Raw genomic sequence first — 16,285 nt, forward strand, 5'->3', positions numbered from 1 at the left:
GAGCAACACCAGAGACGAAAAAATCTGAGGTGTTACTTTCAAATCGAATTAGCGCAAAACGGAGCGAATCAATCAGTAAAAGTAAGGGTTACCAAGCACTATCGAGCAAACGGTCAAAACTACTGAAGACTTGCTCACACTTCATCACTCGACCATGCCCCTGACCTTGTGTTGTCACTAACTCAACGTTTTTAATCTCTTCAGCCGCTTTTGCCGAGACACTGTATTTGGTGAACTTGTCTTGCTCATCATGAATAATAATGGTGTGAGACGGACGCTCAGACAAACGCTTCATCGGATCAATGGACTGTAACGGATAACCAAATTGGTCTTCAACTTCTGAAACCACAGCATTAAAAAGCTTCATCGAGTAACCGGAACGTGCAATGCTACCGAATAAGTTCTCTACGTAATTTAATACCGGAGCGATAAGCAGCAAAGGCTTGTTTTCTAACTTACTGTGCCTACACTCAAGAGCAGAAACGGTGCCCATGCTGTGTCCAACTAGGCCAACAATATCCTCGACCGTATCCAACACATCTTCTAATCCTCTGACAAACCCCGGAATGTGCCCATACTGCCCCTCACTCTCACCATGTGCCGGATGATCGTACGCCAAAGCAGTAAACCCTTTCGACGCAATATGTTCCATCAGTGGATAAAACTGACTTGCCGTTCCAGACCAACCATGAGTTAGCACCCAAATAGGTCCAGATCCCAAAGTATAGGTTTTGATGATGCCTGCATGCCCTTTAATTTCACCTTTGATAAGCCCTTGAGGTTCAATATTTTTAGGTTGCGTACGAGCAGGTGTCAGAAGAAGCTTGCGCGCGGTCTTCTTTGCATGTGACGGGGCCAGTGTATGGTGTAACCGAGTACTAATGTTCACCAAACTGCGCTTAATACTGAAACGTTGCGATGTATTAAAGTAAATTTTTTCACTCATAATCATGTCCTTAACTATCAGCTTTGCACAAAATAGAACGGTCGTGCTTTTTACGCTGATAAGAAAGAGCGAACTCAGCCGCTCTTTGTGATTTTATGTCTACGAATCTGGGAAGCGAATAACCGATATTAGCCTTTCCAGCGAGAAAATAAGTTGTCGATCCCTTGCCAAAACAGACGCAAGCTTTCTTGCTCACCTTTAATTGAGTAAAAAACATGCGCACTCAAATAGAGACCGTACAAATCAAACGTTGCTTGGCGTGTATCTAAGTCTGCTGCAAATTCTTGCTTCTCTTTGCCTTTCGCTATTTGGATCTCCAAATAACTCAGCCAAGTGTCTATGGATTTACGCAGTCCGGCCTGAAGCGGGCAATCTTTATCTGCCGTATCATTCCAAGCGTCAAGAAACATACAACTTCCTTGGAATGCGTGATTCCAAGTCATCCAAGAGTCGAGCAACCCTCGAATTTTACGCTCGATATTGCCATCCCCGAGTTCTCGAGCAGGCTCAATAACCCGATCAGCGAACACTTTATTGGCGTGATCAAGCACCGATAGCTGTAAATTCAACTTCGAATTAAAGTGGGCAAACAGACCACTTTTCGACATACCGCATTGCTTGGCTAACTCTCCAATCGTAAGACTTTCTAATCCGTCTTCGCTGGCGATCTCAAAAGCCCGCTGCAGAATAAACTCTTTTGTCACTTTTCCTTTTTGCATAGTCTTATTTTTAGCACGATCGTTCTTTTTTGCAATCTCGAGTTAACTGGTCTAACCATTATTCAGTGCTATTTTCGACTCACGAATCAGGTATTGATTGCGTTAATAGGTTAATAATTAAGAAGTTTGAAGTAAGTCTTAATTTTCAAAACAGCTTCAATGTAAGCGCAAGTCTGTTGACTTTTTCACGTATTACTTCAGTAACAACCTGCTATTTTCACCTAAGTTTTTTATTTAGGTAAACAATGTAATGGCAAAGAAACAAAAAATAGCCAGCTTAGAGTTTGCACGTATCATTGCGATGCTTGCGATTGTGGGTTTGCATTGCCAGATGGCACTGACGTACTGGCAGTGGAATGGGATACCATGGGTTGGCTATATGCTCAACCAACTGGCTCGTTTTGCTGTTCCGCTGTTCTTTCTCATCTCGGGTTATCTAATCCAGCCGAAGTTGAGTCATTCACCTATCGATACTCTTAAGAACTACGCCAAACCGTTAATGAAGGTTTGGCTCATTTGGAGCATGATCAGTTTACTGATGCCATTCCAATGGCAGACGGTCGCTGAGGCTGGGTATCTCGCCGAAAGGCAAGGTTATTGGGGGTACCTAATGTCAACCCCGATCAATTCACTCATCGAAGGCGGACTCGTTCATCTGTGGTTTATTCCGGCTCTGGTCATTGCCGTAGCGTTAATTGCCTTTCTCGTGCATATCAATATGGCGCAACTGATACTGCCAACCGCAGTATTGCTATACATATACGGTGCCTTTGCTGGCAGTTACGCGACCATTACCGACCTGCCAGCGCCTTTCTTTACTCGTAACGGGCCTTTTTTCAGCACGTTGCTAGTTGCTCTAGGTTATTTCGCACGAGAAGTGCAGTGGCGGTGGTCGCGAAACAATACGGTTCGATGCATTATTCTTGGCATGGCACTGCATTTTGGTGAAGCTTACTGGCTGATGCAACATGACATCGCTTTCAACTCGCACGACTTCCTATTCGGTACCGTTATCTGGGCTGTAGGTGTCTTTATGTGGCTTTTGGCTCACCCTCATTTTGGCGACATGCCTTGGGTCTTCAAACTATCTCCTAGCGTGTTAGGGATATATGTTAGCCATCTGCTTATCATAATTGTCATGATGAATGTCGCTGGATTTATCGGGCTGCAACACCTCGCGAAAGATGTGTTTATTTATCCTGCAACGATTGTTGCAACCATACTGCTTGTGAAAGCAATTGACACTTCACCGTTGAAAAAATGGCTCCTACGCTAAATGCATTCAGCTCTAGATATAGCTAGCTTTAACTCAAAAGGGTTAGAGCTAGCCAGTTAAAAATGAGATTTCTCTCTCACTGACCCATTTTTGACTTTCTAATCCTTCAGAATTTGCTTTCACTCACAAAAAACATTGTTCATTTCCTTTAAATTGGCTCGACTATTACAACATTGCTCATTAAACGGAGGCTGTATGTGGGCAGGTCAAGGACTCGTTCCTTTTTTAGAGATTAGTCACTGGTTAACTTACGGTTTATATGCCGCTGCGGTTTTATTCGGCGCAGCAAGCATTGCGTCACTCAGAAAATAGTGGCGCACACTATCATTTCCTAACTCCTACTGTTAATTCGAGCTCTCTCACAACTAACTCATTCATTTGTGGCTAATATTTCTCCAACCAGACAAAGGAGAAATGTCTATGCCAATCTATCCAATTGTGGCTTTCTGCTGTTTGTTGTTCTCTAGCGCCACCTTTGCTGCATCAACCAATGAACTGAACCTTGTTAATTCTGGTGTCGGTTACGCGGCTCTGATTATCTTTTCGATCGCTTACATACTGGTTATGTTGGAAGAGTATCTGAAAATGAGAAAATCCAAGCCAGTGCTGCTCGCTGCAGGATTAATTTGGATTCTGATTGGCTACACCTTTGCTCAACACAACCAGCCTGAAATCGCCAAATCCGCACTAGAACACAACTTGTTGGAATATGCCGAGTTGCTGCTGTTTTTGCTCGTGGCGATGACCTACATCAACGCAATGGAAGAACGCAAACTCTTCGACGCCTTACAAGCGTGGATGGTCGGTAAAGGTTTTGGATTCAAAAAGTTGTTCTGGCTGACGGGTTTTCTCGCTTTTGTCATTTCACCGATTGCCGATAACTTAACTACGGCCCTATTGATGTGCGCTGTAGTGATGAAAGTCTCTGGTGATAATCCTAAGTTCGTCAATCTTGCTTGTATCAACATTGTTATCGCAGCCAACGCTGGCGGTGCATTCAGCCCATTTGGGGATATTACAACCCTGATGGTGTGGCAAGCCGGTCATGTCAGCTTTGCTGAGTTCATTCCGTTGTTTGTACCGTCATTGGTGAACTACTTGGTTCCCGCGTTTTTGATGTCACTGTTTGTTCCAAACACAAAACCGAATACGATTCACCAACACGTTGAGCTAAAACGCGGGGCAAGGCGTATTGTCGCATTATTCATTCTGACTATTGCCACTGCGGTCTCTTTCCATGCTGTGCTGCACTTCCCACCCGTTATGGGCATGATGATGGGCTTGGCGTACTTACAGTTTTTCGGATATTTTTTGCGCCAAACTCTCAAACACTCACTCGCAAAAAAAGCAGCTATGGCAATTGCCAATGGCGATGATCAGGCATTGAAGCGCTTAGGCTCAGTGGTTCCGTTTGATGTGTTTCATCGTGTGTCTCGAGCCGAATGGGACACCTTGTTGTTCTTCTACGGTGTTGTGATGTGTGTTGGCGGTTTAAGTTTACTTGGCTACCTCGAACTGGTTTCAAACGTCATGTACACGCAATGGAACCCAGTCTGGGCAAACGTAATGGTTGGTGTCCTATCTGCAATTGTCGATAACATTCCGGTTATGTTTGCTGTACTGACCATGGAACCAAGCATGTCGATGGGCAACTGGCTACTCGTCACATTAACCGCAGGTGTCGGGGGCAGTTTGCTTTCCATTGGCTCCGCGGCAGGCGTCGCTTTAATGGGAGCCGCGCGTGGACAATACACCTTCTTTGGCCACCTAAAGTGGGCTCCCGTCATCGCCTTGGGTTATGCCGCCAGTATTGCGGTACACTTGTGGATGAATAGCGGTTTATTTACTTAAAAACACCTAGAATTAGTCACTTAACTTGCAATGTAACCTAACGGTCGGATGGATGGTTAACGCCATCCATCACTTCAATCGCTCCCAACTCATATGGGTTGACGCCCTCTAAGCAGCCGACATTATAGCCATACTCACTCGGGTCAGAACGACGCTGATGGTGCGTATAAATACCGCACTCGCCACAGAAAAAGTGCTTCGCAGTGTGTGTATTAAATTGATACTGCTTCAAGACTTCTTCGCCTTGCACAATACGAATACCGTTCAAAGGTACAGACGCGACAATCGCGCCACGACGTCGACACATAGAACAGTCACACCGTCTCGGCTTCTCAATACCATTGGGTAACGCCAGTTCCAGCTCAACTTTTCCACAGTGACAACTCAGTCGATGTAATGTGCTGATTTGGGTGTTGCCAACTTTCTTAATCATAACTTTTCCTTGTTGTTTTTCTATCTGTGTACATTATGTTAAACAGGTTAATATCATCATAATCTCGTCCAAAAACTCGACATCCATCACTTTTCGCGACATTTTATTGGCCGATTTGTTAGTTGCTATTTTGGCGATTGTCTATCGCGTCCGTGAGACGTGTTATCTCCGGCGCGGTTTTTAAACCAAGGAAATAAATTTATGGACAAAGATCATAGCCTAAGAGAGAACCTCTTGGCTCTGACGCTCGGCAGTGCGTTGGTGTCACTTGGGGTGATATTTTTTAGCAAAGTAGGATTGCTCACTGGCGGTACGGCTGGTTTGGCGATCTTCCTAACCAAAGTGAGTGACTTCAGTTTTGGTCAGATATTTTTCGCTCTTAACCTCCCTTTTTATATTTTATCTGTGATGCGCATGGGTTGGCGCTTCACTATCAATACCTTTATTGCGGTTTCGATTGTCTCTTTTGCGGTCGATCATCTGCATCATGTGATTGAGATTTCACGAATCGAACCTTTCTATGCGGCACTTTTGGGTGGTGGGCTGATTGGAATCGGTATGTTGGTAATTTTCCGTCACAAAATGAGTTTGGGTGGCTTTAACATTCTAGCGTTGTACCTTCAGGAACGTTTTGGAGTTCGAGCGGGTAAAGTTCAAATGGCGTTAGATTGTGCCATCGTGGTGATGTCACTGTTGATTGTAGATGTGCACCTTATCGCTCTATCTGTTCTAGGTGCCATCGCTACGAACTTGATTTTGGCGATGAACCATAAACCAGGACGATACCAAGCAAAAGCGCAAGCAGCATAATCATCGCTGCATAGTCAACAACCCTAAAGCCCCCAGCCAGTCGCTCGGGGCTTTTTTCATTCAACGCTAAGATCACGTCAACGAGCTCGTTTTGCAGTGCTGCTGCATCTCTTCATCCAATTTAGCTTTATATTTCTGGCTAAGATGGAAGTGTACTTGCATCAGCAAGTCATGTGCGTGGAACAGCTCAAGCGCGTCGCTACCATGTTGCTGACAAATATCTTCACAGCGCTCAGCATGCACTTTGGCTTCTTGCGGTTTATCCGCTTTAAGCAAGCTCATCGCTAAGCGATACTCTGCGCGCTCTTCTTGCATCCAACCCCCAGCCACTTTCCAATAGTCTAGCGCGAGTGTTGCTGCTTCTAACATCTTCGATTTTTCCATGGACGTGCGCTCAGCCAGCGCTTCGTACTGACATGCTAAGTTGTTTGCAGTGATCGCTATAGCGCGCGCTAATGGCCCTTCTGCATCGTTCGGCGTCATTCCTAACGCTGCTTTCACCAACCATTGACTCGCCAGTTCAAGCTGAGCAAGTGCAGAAAGTTCATTCGAAATCAAAGCGTAAACTCGGCGTTGTTCTTGCTCTTCCAATAATTCCATATTGTCAGTGCCATCTACGAAATAGCGCGCAACGGCAATACTGCGTTGAAATGCCAAACTCTCAGCAACCTTGCGTTCATCAAAGTGCTCTAAACAAGTAAGAAACTGTTCTGGGCACTGGAGATGCCCAATAGCGGTATGCAGCATCAATGCGAATATTCGCTCGATTTGGGTAACGTCTTCCACCTCGCTCAGAGCCGTTTCTAGCTGAGCATAAACTTGTTCGGGATTTTCCTCGTGATGCTGCCAACACTCACTCATGAAGGCATCAAAATCCGTTTTGAAAGGCATGTCCTTATTGTCCTTTTTCTATTCGTATAACGAATATGAAACTCTACACTATCGTTACCCCTGTGTAGCACGCTTAATCCCAATATGAGAATCGCCTCACTTAAAGCGGTGTACCTTGCTCCAGCGCGAGCAAACGTTGCTTGCGCTCCACTCCACCTGCATACCCAGTCAGTTTTCCGCTTTTGCCAATAACGCGATGACAAGGTACCACGATAGAAATCGGATTCTTCCCGTTTGCTAACCCAACAGCACGCACAGCTTTAGGGTTACCTATCGCATTCGCGAGATCTTGATAGCTCCACGTTTCCCCATATGGAATGGTCGTTAGTGCCTGCCAAACTTGATTTTGAAAATCAGTGCCTGTCGCTGCAAGGGGCAAGTCGAATTCGTTGCGCAGACCAGCAAAGTATTCATCCAGTTGGGTGACAGCTTGGCGCAAGACCGGATACTGCTCGTCTCGCACCCCCAGCTCACTCGGCTTAGTGGTGCATGTTTCAAACCAAATGCCAAGTAAGCCCTCAGCGTTCGATTGGATAGTCACCGTTCCTAGTGGACTCGGCATTTCGGTATAAAATGTTTTCATGATTGATTCCATAAGTGAAACGTCGCGTAGCTTCCCCAAGGGGCCGCAGTGTGCGTATTCAGTGATGGGTAACGCTGCATCGCCTTTTTCACCACTAAGTCTTTATCTAGAAAGCAATCGGGTTGAGATTGCCCTCGCAGTTGAGCATAACTGACAGTCCAAGGTCCAATGCCTTTCAAAGCTAGCCACTGTTGGGGGTCAGCTTCTGAGTTGTCCTGCATAAACTGGGCGAAGCGCACTAGCGTCTCTTTACGGCTTTGCGGCATGCGCAAAAAGCTCACGTCGGCGTTCGCAATATCACTGGGAGTCGGGAAAAAACGTTTTTCTGACTCTCCACTAAGTGTGGCCACCAATAAGTTAAGTTGACCAATCGCAGCTTTAACCGACACTTGCTGGCCTAAAATCGCTCTAACCCCTGCTTCCCATGCACTCCATACACCAGGAATACGAATACCTTTACTCGACACGAGCCCAGGCGCAACATACTCCAAATGCTGCTCAACAGTACAAATATCAGCGTCAAGATCGAACATACGACGAATGTCAGACACCAAGTTTTGCAGCTTCGTTACGTCTTCAATTTCAAACGCCAGTTCTAAGTATCCTTCACCTTTTGTCGCTTTAAACCAGGCTTTGCTGTTATCCAAAAAAACGTTGCGCTGATAACTCTCATCCCTCACCTGCTCGACCCCCTCAACCGCTCGTAAACGATAGAAGTCCAACATGTGCGACCAATTCAACTCACCTCGATAAGGTAAGGCAATTCGATTGCAACCCGCACCATCAAACTCTTTACGGCGTACTTGAGAAGGCGTTAGTTTGAGAAACTTTTGAAAAGCATCGTTAAAGCGGCGCGTACTGTTAAAACCTGACGCAAACCCCACGTCGGTGACCGACATAGAGCTGGAGTGAAGCAACTGTTTGGCGAACATTAGTTGCTGATATTGCGCATACTGCTTGGGTGACATACCTAGATACTGCTCAAACAACATACGTAAGTAACGGTCAGAAATCCCAACACGCTCAGCCAACTCAGACACCGAATGGTGATGCAACTCCCCTCTATCAATTAACGAAATCGCTCGTTGAAAGGTCGTCTCGACACCTTTCCATGCCCAAGATCCAGGCGCGCTGTCAGGTCGACAGCGTAAACACGGACGGTACCCTGCTTGAAGGGCTTGCGTCTTATCAGCGAAATACTCAACATTTTCTTCTTTAGGCAAATTTGCCGGGCAAATCGGACGACAAAAGATTCCCGTTGTTTTTACCGCCACATAAAATCGCCCATCAAAACGACTGTCTCGCGCGACTCGCGCCTTGTGACACTGCTCGAAGGTCAGTGAGGTATAGGGGTGAATAAACATAGTGCTTTCCTTGCTCATGCCTTTTGTCATTTATTGTTCATAGGCATCGTTCAATATAGTGTTATTGTAGCTTGCTTAAGCGCCCACAATTAGCCACTTTCGGAACTCAATATTGAGATTTATTGGCATTAGCGCTTTTGTACACTAAAGTTAGATCCAGAACATCACAACAACGTCGGCTAAAGGGAATTGGCATGGACTTACATACTTGCGTAATTGTATTAAGAAACCAAAAGGTTATTACCAGTAAATCCGTAGATCATTCTATTGGAATTATCGAAAGAGACTCAGATAACGAGATCTCAGAAATTCAGATTAATGCGACGGATGGACGTAATATTCGAACTTATCACTACAACAATGTAGAGGAGTCATTAGAGAGCTTAATGAACCTCTGACGGTTTTCTTTAACACACCTTTCTCCCTTGTTAAAAGCGAAAGCAATAGAGCACAGTACATGTGCTCTTTTTTTTGTTTAACAGCAAAAATGTTTATCGAAAATAATGACAGACCTTGATTTAAAACAGACAATAATCGGCAAATAAACACCCGAATATAAAAATCAAGACATTGATTTAAATAAAAACCAATCATTCAATTTTTTAGAACGAGTTTATCAAAATCCTCCCGTTATTTTTATGCTCGCCTCTAACTAAACTGTTCTCAACAGCACGGGAGCACACGCTTCCCACTCATTGAAAAGAGTCAGAGGACAGAATCATGAAAGCACTATTACAGAAAATTACCACATCAAACGCAGGTTACAGCGCACTATCACTTCGCGTTCCAATCGGCATTATCTTTATGGCGCACGGCGCACAAAAACTATTTGGCTGGTTTGGTGGCTACGGCCTAGAAGGCACAGGTCAGTGGATGGCATCTATCGGTTTAGGTCCTGGCGTACTCATGGCGTTACTTGCGGGCAGCGCAGAGTTCTTTGGCGGCTTGTTCATTTTACTTGGTCTGCTAACTCGACCAGCAGCGGTTGCTTTGGCGTTCACGATGGTGGTAGCGATATTCTCTGTCCACTTTGAAAATGGCCTATTCATGGCAAACAACGGTTACGAGTTTGGCTTAGCATTACTGGCAGCAAGCGTTTCTCTGGCGTTCTCTGGCGCAGGTAAAGCAGCGTTAGATAACTTTTTAAACAAAAAGCTCTCTTAAGGAGGCCTTATGATTACGGTAAGACATGCAGCAGACCGAGGTCGAGCAAACTTTGGCTGGCTTGATAGCAAACATACGTTTTCTTTTGGTAGCTACTACGATCCTCAACAAATGGGCTTTTCCGAGCTGAGAGTCATTAATGACGATGTAGTCAAGCCTGGCGCGGGTTTTGATACACATGGCCACCGTGATATGGAGATCATCAGCTATGTGTTGGAAGGTGTTATCGCACACAAAGACAGTGAAGGTAACGTCAAAACACTACCTGCAGGTGAATTCCAACTCATGTCGGCAGGGAAAGGGATTTACCACAGTGAGTACAATGCATCGAACCAAGATACGCTGCGGTTTCTACAGATTTGGATTCAACCGAACACATTTGGAACCAAACCAGGTTATCAGCAAAAAGATTTTGGTCGCAATCCTGGGTTAACGACTATCGCAACTCCAACTGGAGAAAACGGCACGCTACTTATTAAGCAAGATGCGACTTTGCATCAGTTAATTCTTGAGCCAAGTAGCGAACTAAACTTTGAGATTGAGTCGGGCCGAAATCTATTCATCCATCAAGTGACTGGGAGCCTTAGTGTCGACAATACCACTTTGACGGCTGACGACGGCGCGAAGATTGAACACCAGAGTAAGGTTGTTTTGCGCAATACATCAAACGAAAGCACAACAGCCCTGTTGTTTGACTTACCATAACTATCGATTCATCGAGATAAAAACAAAGCCGCCTTGATTTCTCAAGGCGGCTTTTTCGTTTTTCTGACTTTTCATTCAACGCTATTCGTCGGAAGTGCCAGAACCAATTTGCTGAAAACTGTAAGCGGTCAGTGGATCGATCTCTTTGACAATTTCTTCCACTTGCTTAATCGCGTCTACAGACGAGCTAGCTTTACGATAGCTCAAATAGATAGGGCGACACCAATCTTCTACTCCAGACACCTTGTGAAGCTGCCCATTAGCGATAAATGGCTCCACGAGAGAGATTGGTAAGTACGCGGCTCCACCCTTCTCTAAAATAAAGTCCAATGCGATACGCGCTGTTGAAGTGCGTAAATATGGAGCCGGAATCTTAGGGTGACGTTCAGAATGCTCTGAGGAGAAACGCGTCCCCCAGTCAACGTACACATATTTGTTTTCGAAAACGGTGTCTAAAGAATCTTTCTCAGTTGATACCAGAACGAGAACAACATCCGCCACTTTTTTACAGTTAAGCTCATCAGCTTTGATCTGATCGAACGCAAATGCCATATCTAACGTGCGCTCTAGCAAGCTACGACTGAGCATCTCACGTCCCATCACTTCTGCCATGAAGCCATAACCACCAAACGAATCTGTGACGACACTTAAACAATTCTGTAAATAAGCGTCCCAAATGTTTGGCGTGCCACCTAACGTTAGTTGCAGCGCTTTGCCATCTTCAAGCGATAATTCTAGCTTCGCTTGTTGCAATGTAGTGACCATTACCTCGGCATAGCTGATTAAGCGCTCACCTGCAGAGGTCAACTTTATGTTATTTCGATCACGAATAAACAATTGCGTATCGAAGTAACTTTCCAATTGTTTGATACGTGCGCTCACAGCGGCTTGGGTAATATAAAGGTTCTCAGCAGCACGTCCGAAGTGACGAACTCTTGCCAGCTCTAAAAATGTTCGAAAGACTTTTACATCCATAAACCATCTCCTGGTTAATATAAAACCAGATTAACAACTAATTAAAATCATGACGACAAAAAAGTTTTGTTTTTCTTTTGTTAGATTTAAGCCTAATTTTCGCCGTAAGTTCACTACATTCATCAATAACGGTTACAGAGGCTGTTGACATGTCTGACACTGAATTCCGTCATGGCAAAAAACGTTTTTACGATAACGTAAAATTCCCACGCGGCTTTGCAAAGTCTGGCGATTTTACTCTTTCAGAAGAGGAAATCCTAACAATTTATGGGGATACAATGCTTGGCTTAGAGTCAGGCGAATTAACACCTGAAAACAGCGAAGAGAAACACTTCATCAAGGTGTTAGAAAACCCGGGCAAAGCAAAAACAAAACTTGAGCGTACGTGGCTAAAGTACACCCAACTTGCTCGTGGTCGCAAGCGCTTCCATACGCTAAATGGTCGTAACAAGCCTGACGCCACAGAAGAATACATTGAAGAGAGTTTGGTTGAAGACGATTAATAACCAATAACCTAGTTCTCGCCTTTTTCTAGCAGTAGGCGAAAGCTCGTTTGACTTTACTGAGCGAGCAAGACAAGCTCATTTCTTCTCCTAAAGCCCAAGGGGGCATTCTCCCAAGGGCTTTTTTAATATTTGGGTGATAACCGTTTACTTGGCGAGCGTCGCAATCTTTTTCAGAAAGCTCTCTTTCAAATGCTCTTGGTCATATTCCAAGTGATAGGTGTTGTGGAAGCCAATTTTTAGCTCAACACCATTCCCTCTCAAGAAAACGTTGTACCCATCGTAGTCAGAAAACGCTTCTACACCTTCATACATTTTACCAAATTCGGTTGGCGTACCGTTGTTCATCACACATTCGTAAGCCTGTAGTACTTTGCTCGGATCTAACTCATTTTTCATACCGAATTCCTCACTGGTTTACACATTTCAATTATGGTTAAAGAATGAGCGCCATGCCATATCTAACCCATAATATTTGAAGTTCGTGTGCGATTTCGCACTCTGTAGGTTATTAAAAAACAAGGTTAAGTGCGAAGTCAGAACTTAATTTAGATCATAAATTTTATCTATTGATTCGTCAGTTTCATAATGCAATTTCTTTGTAAAAAATCGTCTTATAAAAGCATTTAGATATAAAAATCGTCGACAAAACCAACATTGGTTAAAGAAAAAGCAAAATTTTGACCTAAAACAATAGCAGTTCGCCATTACTTATTTTATAATGCGAATTAATGTTTCAGTACATCGTCAATTCCAATAACTAGGGGCACAAAATGAGACTTATCCCGTTAACTCGAGCAGCACAAGTAGGTAAGTGGGCAGCTGCGCATATCGCTAAGCGTATCAACGACTTTAAACCTACTGCTGAGCGTCCATTCGTTCTGGGTCTACCAACTGGTGGCACTCCTCTAGCAACCTACAAAGCCCTAATCGAGCTTTACCAAGCCGGCGAAGTCAGCTTCAAAAACGTCGTGACTTTTAACATGGATGAGTACATTGGCATCCCTGCGGATCACCCAGAATCTTACCGCTCGTTCATGTACAACAACTTCTTTAATCACATTGATATTCAAGAAGAAAATATCAACCTACTGAACGGTAACACAGACGATCACGACGCAGAATGTAAGCGTTACGAAGACAAAATTAAGTCTTACGGCAAGATCAACCTGTTCATGGGCGGCGTGGGTAACGACGGTCACATCGCGTTCAACGAGCCAGCGTCATCTCTTTCTTCTCGTACTCGCATCAAGACCCTCACTGAAGACACTCGCATTGCGAACTCTCGCTTCTTTGACGGCGATATCAACCAAGTGCCTAAATACGCGCTGACTATCGGTGTTGGTACGCTTCTAGACTCAGAAGAAGTGATGATCTTGGTCACTGGCCATAACAAAGCTCAGGCACTTGAAGCAGCCGTGGAAGGTTGTGTAAACCACCTATGGACAGTTTCTGCTCTTCAACTTCACCCTAAAGCGGTGATCGTATGCGACGAACCAGCTCAACAAGAACTGAAAGTGAAGACAGTGAAGTACTTCTCTGAGCTAGAAGCAGAAAACATCAAAGGCTTTTAACCCATAGGATGGCAGCCTAGAAATACACTAAAAATACAAAACCCGTGTTGAACACGGGTTTTTTCTTATCTGAACAGCGGGCTTAAGTCGTCAATAAGCTTTAATACCAAACTGACGAAGACGCTTAGGAAGCACTTCATCCAACTTGTCTAGTTCACTTGGTTCGACTTCGATAAGGTTGAAATGATGCTGCTCATAAACAGTACGAATGGTCTCACGGTCGGCCTGAGCCATCTCCCCATCGTCACTTCCCCAAAATTGCAAATAGACTTTACCGCCTGGTAAGTAAAAATCGCTAGTGACATCTTGGTCAATCGGCAGCTGACGCTCATAAGCGTGCACTACACCAGCCAAGTACAGCCAGTTGTCAATGAGCAACTCACCCTTAGAGCGTACGTAATGCCCATCTAATGTTCGGTGCTTGGCTTCAAATTTTTGGCGAAAGCTTGAGTACGATTTATCCGTAGAATGTGACTCCGCGTCTTGCCCTAAAAACTCAATGACAGACTGCTTAAGACGCTTGTTACGCAGCACCACATCGTGCCATACGACAAAGGTATTTTGTGTTTCTTTATCGGTTCTTTGCTGCCCACCAGCGCGCACACCAGCTTCTGTGACACTCCATCCCTCTTCGGATTTGGTCAACCAACCCAGTTCACTCAAAAGCTGGTTCATGCGCTTCGCATTCAATTTCAGCTTTTCACCCAGTTGTGTCGCGCTCAATGTTTTCCCTGAGCTGGGAGTCAGCTCAATATGTAAGTTGGTCGGCCAGACGATGAACTGGCCAAATTTAGGGTGATCCACATACTCACCGCCAAACTTTGCCCCTTCTTCGGTCAAAATCCACTTTTCATCTTGGCGAACGATGTAGCCTGCACGTTTGAGATCGGCAAACAGCAGCTTAGCTTCTACCTTGCGCATTTTCGCTAATGCCGACGTCGATATTTTTTCAGACATGTGGGTACCTCATGCTGCTGCAAAATTGAACACTATATCGTCATAGTAACGCATTGATTTCACGGCTTGAAGTCAGGCAAACAAGATTTCGTGTTACAAATAGCAAAGCCAGCGTATAGGTGCTGGCTTTGTTATTTCGGTAAAAAAGCGAATGTTATTTAATAAAAGCGATGCATCCTTGCAAAATCACTAAATTCACAATGTCGATGAAGAATGCACCGACAATTGGAACCACCATAAATGCTTGTGGTGATGGGCCATATCGACTCACGATGGAGCCCATATTCATGACCGCAGTCGGTGTAGCACCTAACCCAAAACCGCAGTGTCCGCTAGCGATCACCGCCGCATCGTAGTTGCCTCCCATCATGCGGAATGTTACGTAGTAAGTGAACATCGCCAACACTGCCGACTGAATAGCAAGAATAATAAGGAATGGGATCGCAAGATCGAAAATATTCCACAATTTCAAACTCATCAAGGCCATGGCAAGAAATAGAGATAGTGCAACCGTGCCAAGAATATCAACGGTTTCTAAATCAACCTTGCGCGCCTTCGTCACTTCCATGATGTTAGTGATAACAACACCAATAAACAGCGCATACACAAAATCGGGAATCATTAACCACTTGATGTCAAAACTGCTTACCCAACTCTCCAGATACTTCGCGCCTGTCACGCAAAGTAGAATGATGGACAAGCTTTCAACGACTCTTTTCGCTGTGACACGATCTTCCTCATGTTCGTTGTACGTCACCAGTTCAGGGAAACTCTGATGACTTTGATTGGTGCGTCCGTATTCCGATTCCAAGTTGTGTTTGTTTAGTAGCTTTTGTGCAACAGGGCTGCCAATAATCCCGCCCATCACCAAGCCAAATGTAGCAGAAGCCATTGCCACCTCTAGAACATTATGCAAACCATACATTTCTTGAAAAGTTTGCGACCACGCAGCTCCAGTTCCATGTCCGCCAGAAAGCGTAATGGATCCGGCGATCAACCCCATGAGTGGATCTAACCCCAACGCTGTTGCTAAGGACACGCCGACCGCATTTTGGATAAGAATGTAGACCGATGCCACAACTAGGAAGATGAAAACCTTCGCACCGCCTTTAATCAGTTGGGTGTAATTTGCCGCTAAGCCAACGGTTGCAAAAAACATCAGCATAAAGACGTTTTGCAGTGGTAAATCAAAGGAAACATCCACACCGTTTAAGTGCATCGTCGTGATTACGCAAGCGACCACTAGACCACCAACAATTGGCTCTGGAATATTAAATTTTTTTAAGGTTGGTAACTTGGTATTGATGAACTGCCCTAAAAACAACACGCAAATTGCGACGAGGAACGACTCCTGTGGGCCGATAGATATTACCTGATTCATGAGACCTCTTTACTCTACTCTTTCTCATTCATTGAGCACGCGCTCAACGTGAGATAGGTGCCTAAGCCAGTCAGATTGCCTCTCGAAACTTTTGTTTTCTAGGCCTCTTTGACCATCAATTCTCATCAAGTAAGAAATAGGCAGACCTAAAAT

General features: G+C 44.7%; 18 protein-coding genes. 8 read left to right on the forward strand and 10 right to left on the reverse strand.

Going from position 1 to position 16,285, the window contains the following annotated elements; all coding sequences use genetic code 11:
* Positions 1-88: 88 nt before the first annotated feature.
* Positions 89-946, reverse strand: coding sequence for an alpha/beta fold hydrolase (locus KJB35_RS02565; protein WP_213885272.1), 858 nt, complete (start codon positions 944-946; stop codon positions 89-91).
* Positions 947-1,074: 128 nt separating this feature from the next.
* Positions 1,075-1,665 (reverse strand): TetR/AcrR family transcriptional regulator, encoded by a 591-nt coding sequence (locus tag KJB35_RS02570; protein WP_005374416.1) that lies wholly within the window; start codon positions 1,663-1,665, stop codon positions 1,075-1,077.
* Positions 1,666-1,915: 250 nt separating this feature from the next.
* Between KJB35_RS02570 and KJB35_RS02575 the strand changes: the two genes are divergently transcribed.
* Together KJB35_RS02575 and nhaD are read left to right on the forward strand one after the other, a co-directional pair.
* Positions 1,916-2,941, forward strand: coding sequence for an acyltransferase (locus KJB35_RS02575; protein ID WP_213885271.1), 1,026 nt, complete (start codon positions 1,916-1,918; stop codon positions 2,939-2,941).
* 420 nt (positions 2,942-3,361) lie between these two features.
* A complete protein-coding gene (gene nhaD, locus KJB35_RS02580; protein WP_005374422.1) occupies positions 3,362-4,792 on the forward strand; it encodes a sodium:proton antiporter NhaD in 1,431 nt (476 codons plus the stop codon).
* Between the two features lie 37 nt (positions 4,793-4,829).
* Here nhaD and KJB35_RS02585 read toward each other — a convergent pair whose 3' ends face one another.
* Complete coding sequence (locus KJB35_RS02585; protein WP_033907219.1) at positions 4,830-5,225, reverse strand: GFA family protein; 396 nt, start codon at positions 5,223-5,225, stop codon at positions 4,830-4,832.
* A 201-nt stretch (positions 5,226-5,426) separates the two neighbouring features.
* Here KJB35_RS02585 and KJB35_RS02590 point away from each other — a divergent pair, with 201 nt between their 5' ends.
* Entirely contained in the window at positions 5,427-6,035 is a 609-nt protein-coding gene (locus KJB35_RS02590) for a YitT family protein (RefSeq protein ID WP_033907220.1), read from the forward strand.
* Positions 6,036-6,107: 72 nt separating this feature from the next.
* On the opposite strand, the gene KJB35_RS02595 is transcribed toward KJB35_RS02590, so the two are convergent.
* From KJB35_RS02595 to KJB35_RS02605, 3 genes are all read right to left on the reverse strand, one after another.
* Positions 6,108-6,926, reverse strand: a complete 819-nt coding sequence (locus KJB35_RS02595; RefSeq protein ID WP_064376354.1) for a hypothetical protein — start codon at positions 6,924-6,926, stop codon at positions 6,108-6,110.
* 100 nt (positions 6,927-7,026) lie between these two features.
* Positions 7,027-7,509 carry a methylated-DNA--[protein]-cysteine S-methyltransferase gene (locus tag KJB35_RS02600; RefSeq protein ID WP_213900005.1) on the reverse strand — a complete coding sequence of 161 codons (483 nt, stop codon included), beginning with the start codon at positions 7,507-7,509 and terminating at the stop codon, positions 7,027-7,029.
* The gene (locus KJB35_RS02605) at positions 7,506-8,873 is read right to left on the reverse strand and encodes an AlkA N-terminal domain-containing protein (protein ID WP_136976769.1); all 1,368 of its coding nucleotides are present in this window, start codon (positions 8,871-8,873) and stop codon (positions 7,506-7,508) included. Before KJB35_RS02605 ends, KJB35_RS02600 begins: the two co-directional genes overlap by 4 nt.
* 194 nt (positions 8,874-9,067) lie before the next feature.
* Between KJB35_RS02605 and KJB35_RS02610 the strand changes: the two genes are divergently transcribed.
* The 3 genes from KJB35_RS02610 (at position 9,068) to KJB35_RS02620 (ending at position 10,742) form a co-directional block, all read left to right on the forward strand.
* Complete coding sequence (locus KJB35_RS02610; RefSeq protein WP_017633816.1) at positions 9,068-9,271, forward strand: hypothetical protein; 204 nt, start codon at positions 9,068-9,070, stop codon at positions 9,269-9,271.
* A 322-nt stretch (positions 9,272-9,593) separates the two neighbouring features.
* Positions 9,594-10,037 (forward strand): DoxX family protein, encoded by a 444-nt coding sequence (locus tag KJB35_RS02615; RefSeq protein WP_005374434.1) that lies wholly within the window; start codon positions 9,594-9,596, stop codon positions 10,035-10,037.
* Positions 10,038-10,046: 9 nt separating this feature from the next.
* The gene (locus KJB35_RS02620; protein WP_203345515.1) at positions 10,047-10,742 is read left to right on the forward strand and encodes a pirin family protein; all 696 of its coding nucleotides are present in this window, start codon (positions 10,047-10,049) and stop codon (positions 10,740-10,742) included.
* 81 nt (positions 10,743-10,823) lie between these two features.
* Here the strand turns inward: KJB35_RS02620 and KJB35_RS02625 are convergent, their stop codons facing one another.
* Positions 10,824-11,717, reverse strand: a complete 894-nt coding sequence (locus KJB35_RS02625; RefSeq protein WP_005374436.1) for a LysR family transcriptional regulator — start codon at positions 11,715-11,717, stop codon at positions 10,824-10,826.
* A 149-nt stretch (positions 11,718-11,866) separates the two neighbouring features.
* On the opposite strand from KJB35_RS02625, the gene KJB35_RS02630 reads away from it, so the two are divergent.
* Positions 11,867-12,220: a DUF413 domain-containing protein gene (locus KJB35_RS02630; RefSeq protein WP_005374439.1), complete on the forward strand. Its 354-nt coding sequence runs from the start codon at positions 11,867-11,869 to the stop codon at positions 12,218-12,220.
* A 147-nt stretch (positions 12,221-12,367) separates the two neighbouring features.
* Here the strand turns inward: KJB35_RS02630 and KJB35_RS02635 are convergent, their stop codons facing one another.
* The gene (locus KJB35_RS02635; RefSeq protein WP_005374440.1) at positions 12,368-12,619 is read right to left on the reverse strand and encodes a DUF3081 domain-containing protein; all 252 of its coding nucleotides are present in this window, start codon (positions 12,617-12,619) and stop codon (positions 12,368-12,370) included.
* A 374-nt stretch (positions 12,620-12,993) separates the two neighbouring features.
* Here KJB35_RS02635 and nagB point away from each other — a divergent pair, with 374 nt between their 5' ends.
* Entirely contained in the window at positions 12,994-13,794 is an 801-nt protein-coding gene (gene nagB, locus KJB35_RS02640; RefSeq protein ID WP_005374441.1) for a glucosamine-6-phosphate deaminase, read from the forward strand.
* Between the two features lie 90 nt (positions 13,795-13,884).
* On the opposite strand, the gene KJB35_RS02645 is transcribed toward nagB, so the two are convergent.
* Together KJB35_RS02645 and gltS are read right to left on the reverse strand one after the other, a co-directional pair.
* Positions 13,885-14,751, reverse strand: coding sequence for a hypothetical protein (locus KJB35_RS02645; protein WP_005374442.1), 867 nt, complete (start codon positions 14,749-14,751; stop codon positions 13,885-13,887).
* A 154-nt stretch (positions 14,752-14,905) separates the two neighbouring features.
* Complete coding sequence (gltS, locus tag KJB35_RS02650) at positions 14,906-16,132, reverse strand: sodium/glutamate symporter (RefSeq protein WP_025768732.1); 1,227 nt, start codon at positions 16,130-16,132, stop codon at positions 14,906-14,908.
* Positions 16,133-16,285 lie beyond the last annotated feature (153 nt).

The organism is Vibrio sp. D431a, assembly GCF_030248655.1.
Lineage (GTDB): Bacteria > Pseudomonadota > Gammaproteobacteria > Enterobacterales > Vibrionaceae > Vibrio > Vibrio alginolyticus.

Bases quoted from the DNA above. Each gene is read 5' to 3' on its own strand.
- KJB35_RS02565 (WP_213885272.1), bottom strand. From the start codon at position 946: ATGAGTGAAAAAATTTACTTTAATACATCGCAACGTTTCAGTATTAAG.
- KJB35_RS02570 (WP_005374416.1), bottom strand. From the start codon at position 1,665: ATGCAAAAAGGAAAAGTGACAAAAGAGTTTATTCTGCAGCGGGCTTTT.
- KJB35_RS02575 (WP_213885271.1), top strand. From the start codon at position 1,916: ATGGCAAAGAAACAAAAAATAGCCAGCTTAGAGTTTGCACGTATCATT.
- nhaD (WP_005374422.1), top strand. From the start codon at position 3,362: ATGCCAATCTATCCAATTGTGGCTTTCTGCTGTTTGTTGTTCTCTAGC.
- KJB35_RS02585 (WP_033907219.1), bottom strand. From the start codon at position 5,225: ATGATTAAGAAAGTTGGCAACACCCAAATCAGCACATTACATCGACTG.
- KJB35_RS02590 (WP_033907220.1), top strand. From the start codon at position 5,427: ATGGACAAAGATCATAGCCTAAGAGAGAACCTCTTGGCTCTGACGCTC.
- KJB35_RS02595 (WP_064376354.1), bottom strand. From the start codon at position 6,926: ATGCCTTTCAAAACGGATTTTGATGCCTTCATGAGTGAGTGTTGGCAG.
- KJB35_RS02600 (WP_213900005.1), bottom strand. From the start codon at position 7,509: ATGAAAACATTTTATACCGAAATGCCGAGTCCACTAGGAACGGTGACT.
- KJB35_RS02605 (WP_136976769.1), bottom strand. From the start codon at position 8,873: ATGTTTATTCACCCCTATACCTCACTGACCTTCGAGCAGTGTCACAAG.
- KJB35_RS02610 (WP_017633816.1), top strand. From the start codon at position 9,068: ATGGACTTACATACTTGCGTAATTGTATTAAGAAACCAAAAGGTTATT.
- KJB35_RS02615 (WP_005374434.1), top strand. From the start codon at position 9,594: ATGAAAGCACTATTACAGAAAATTACCACATCAAACGCAGGTTACAGC.
- KJB35_RS02620 (WP_203345515.1), top strand. From the start codon at position 10,047: ATGATTACGGTAAGACATGCAGCAGACCGAGGTCGAGCAAACTTTGGC.
- KJB35_RS02625 (WP_005374436.1), bottom strand. From the start codon at position 11,717: ATGGATGTAAAAGTCTTTCGAACATTTTTAGAGCTGGCAAGAGTTCGT.
- KJB35_RS02630 (WP_005374439.1), top strand. From the start codon at position 11,867: ATGTCTGACACTGAATTCCGTCATGGCAAAAAACGTTTTTACGATAAC.
- KJB35_RS02635 (WP_005374440.1), bottom strand. From the start codon at position 12,619: ATGAAAAATGAGTTAGATCCGAGCAAAGTACTACAGGCTTACGAATGT.
- nagB (WP_005374441.1), top strand. From the start codon at position 12,994: ATGAGACTTATCCCGTTAACTCGAGCAGCACAAGTAGGTAAGTGGGCA.
- KJB35_RS02645 (WP_005374442.1), bottom strand. From the start codon at position 14,751: ATGTCTGAAAAAATATCGACGTCGGCATTAGCGAAAATGCGCAAGGTA.
- gltS (WP_025768732.1), bottom strand. From the start codon at position 16,132: ATGAATCAGGTAATATCTATCGGCCCACAGGAGTCGTTCCTCGTCGCA.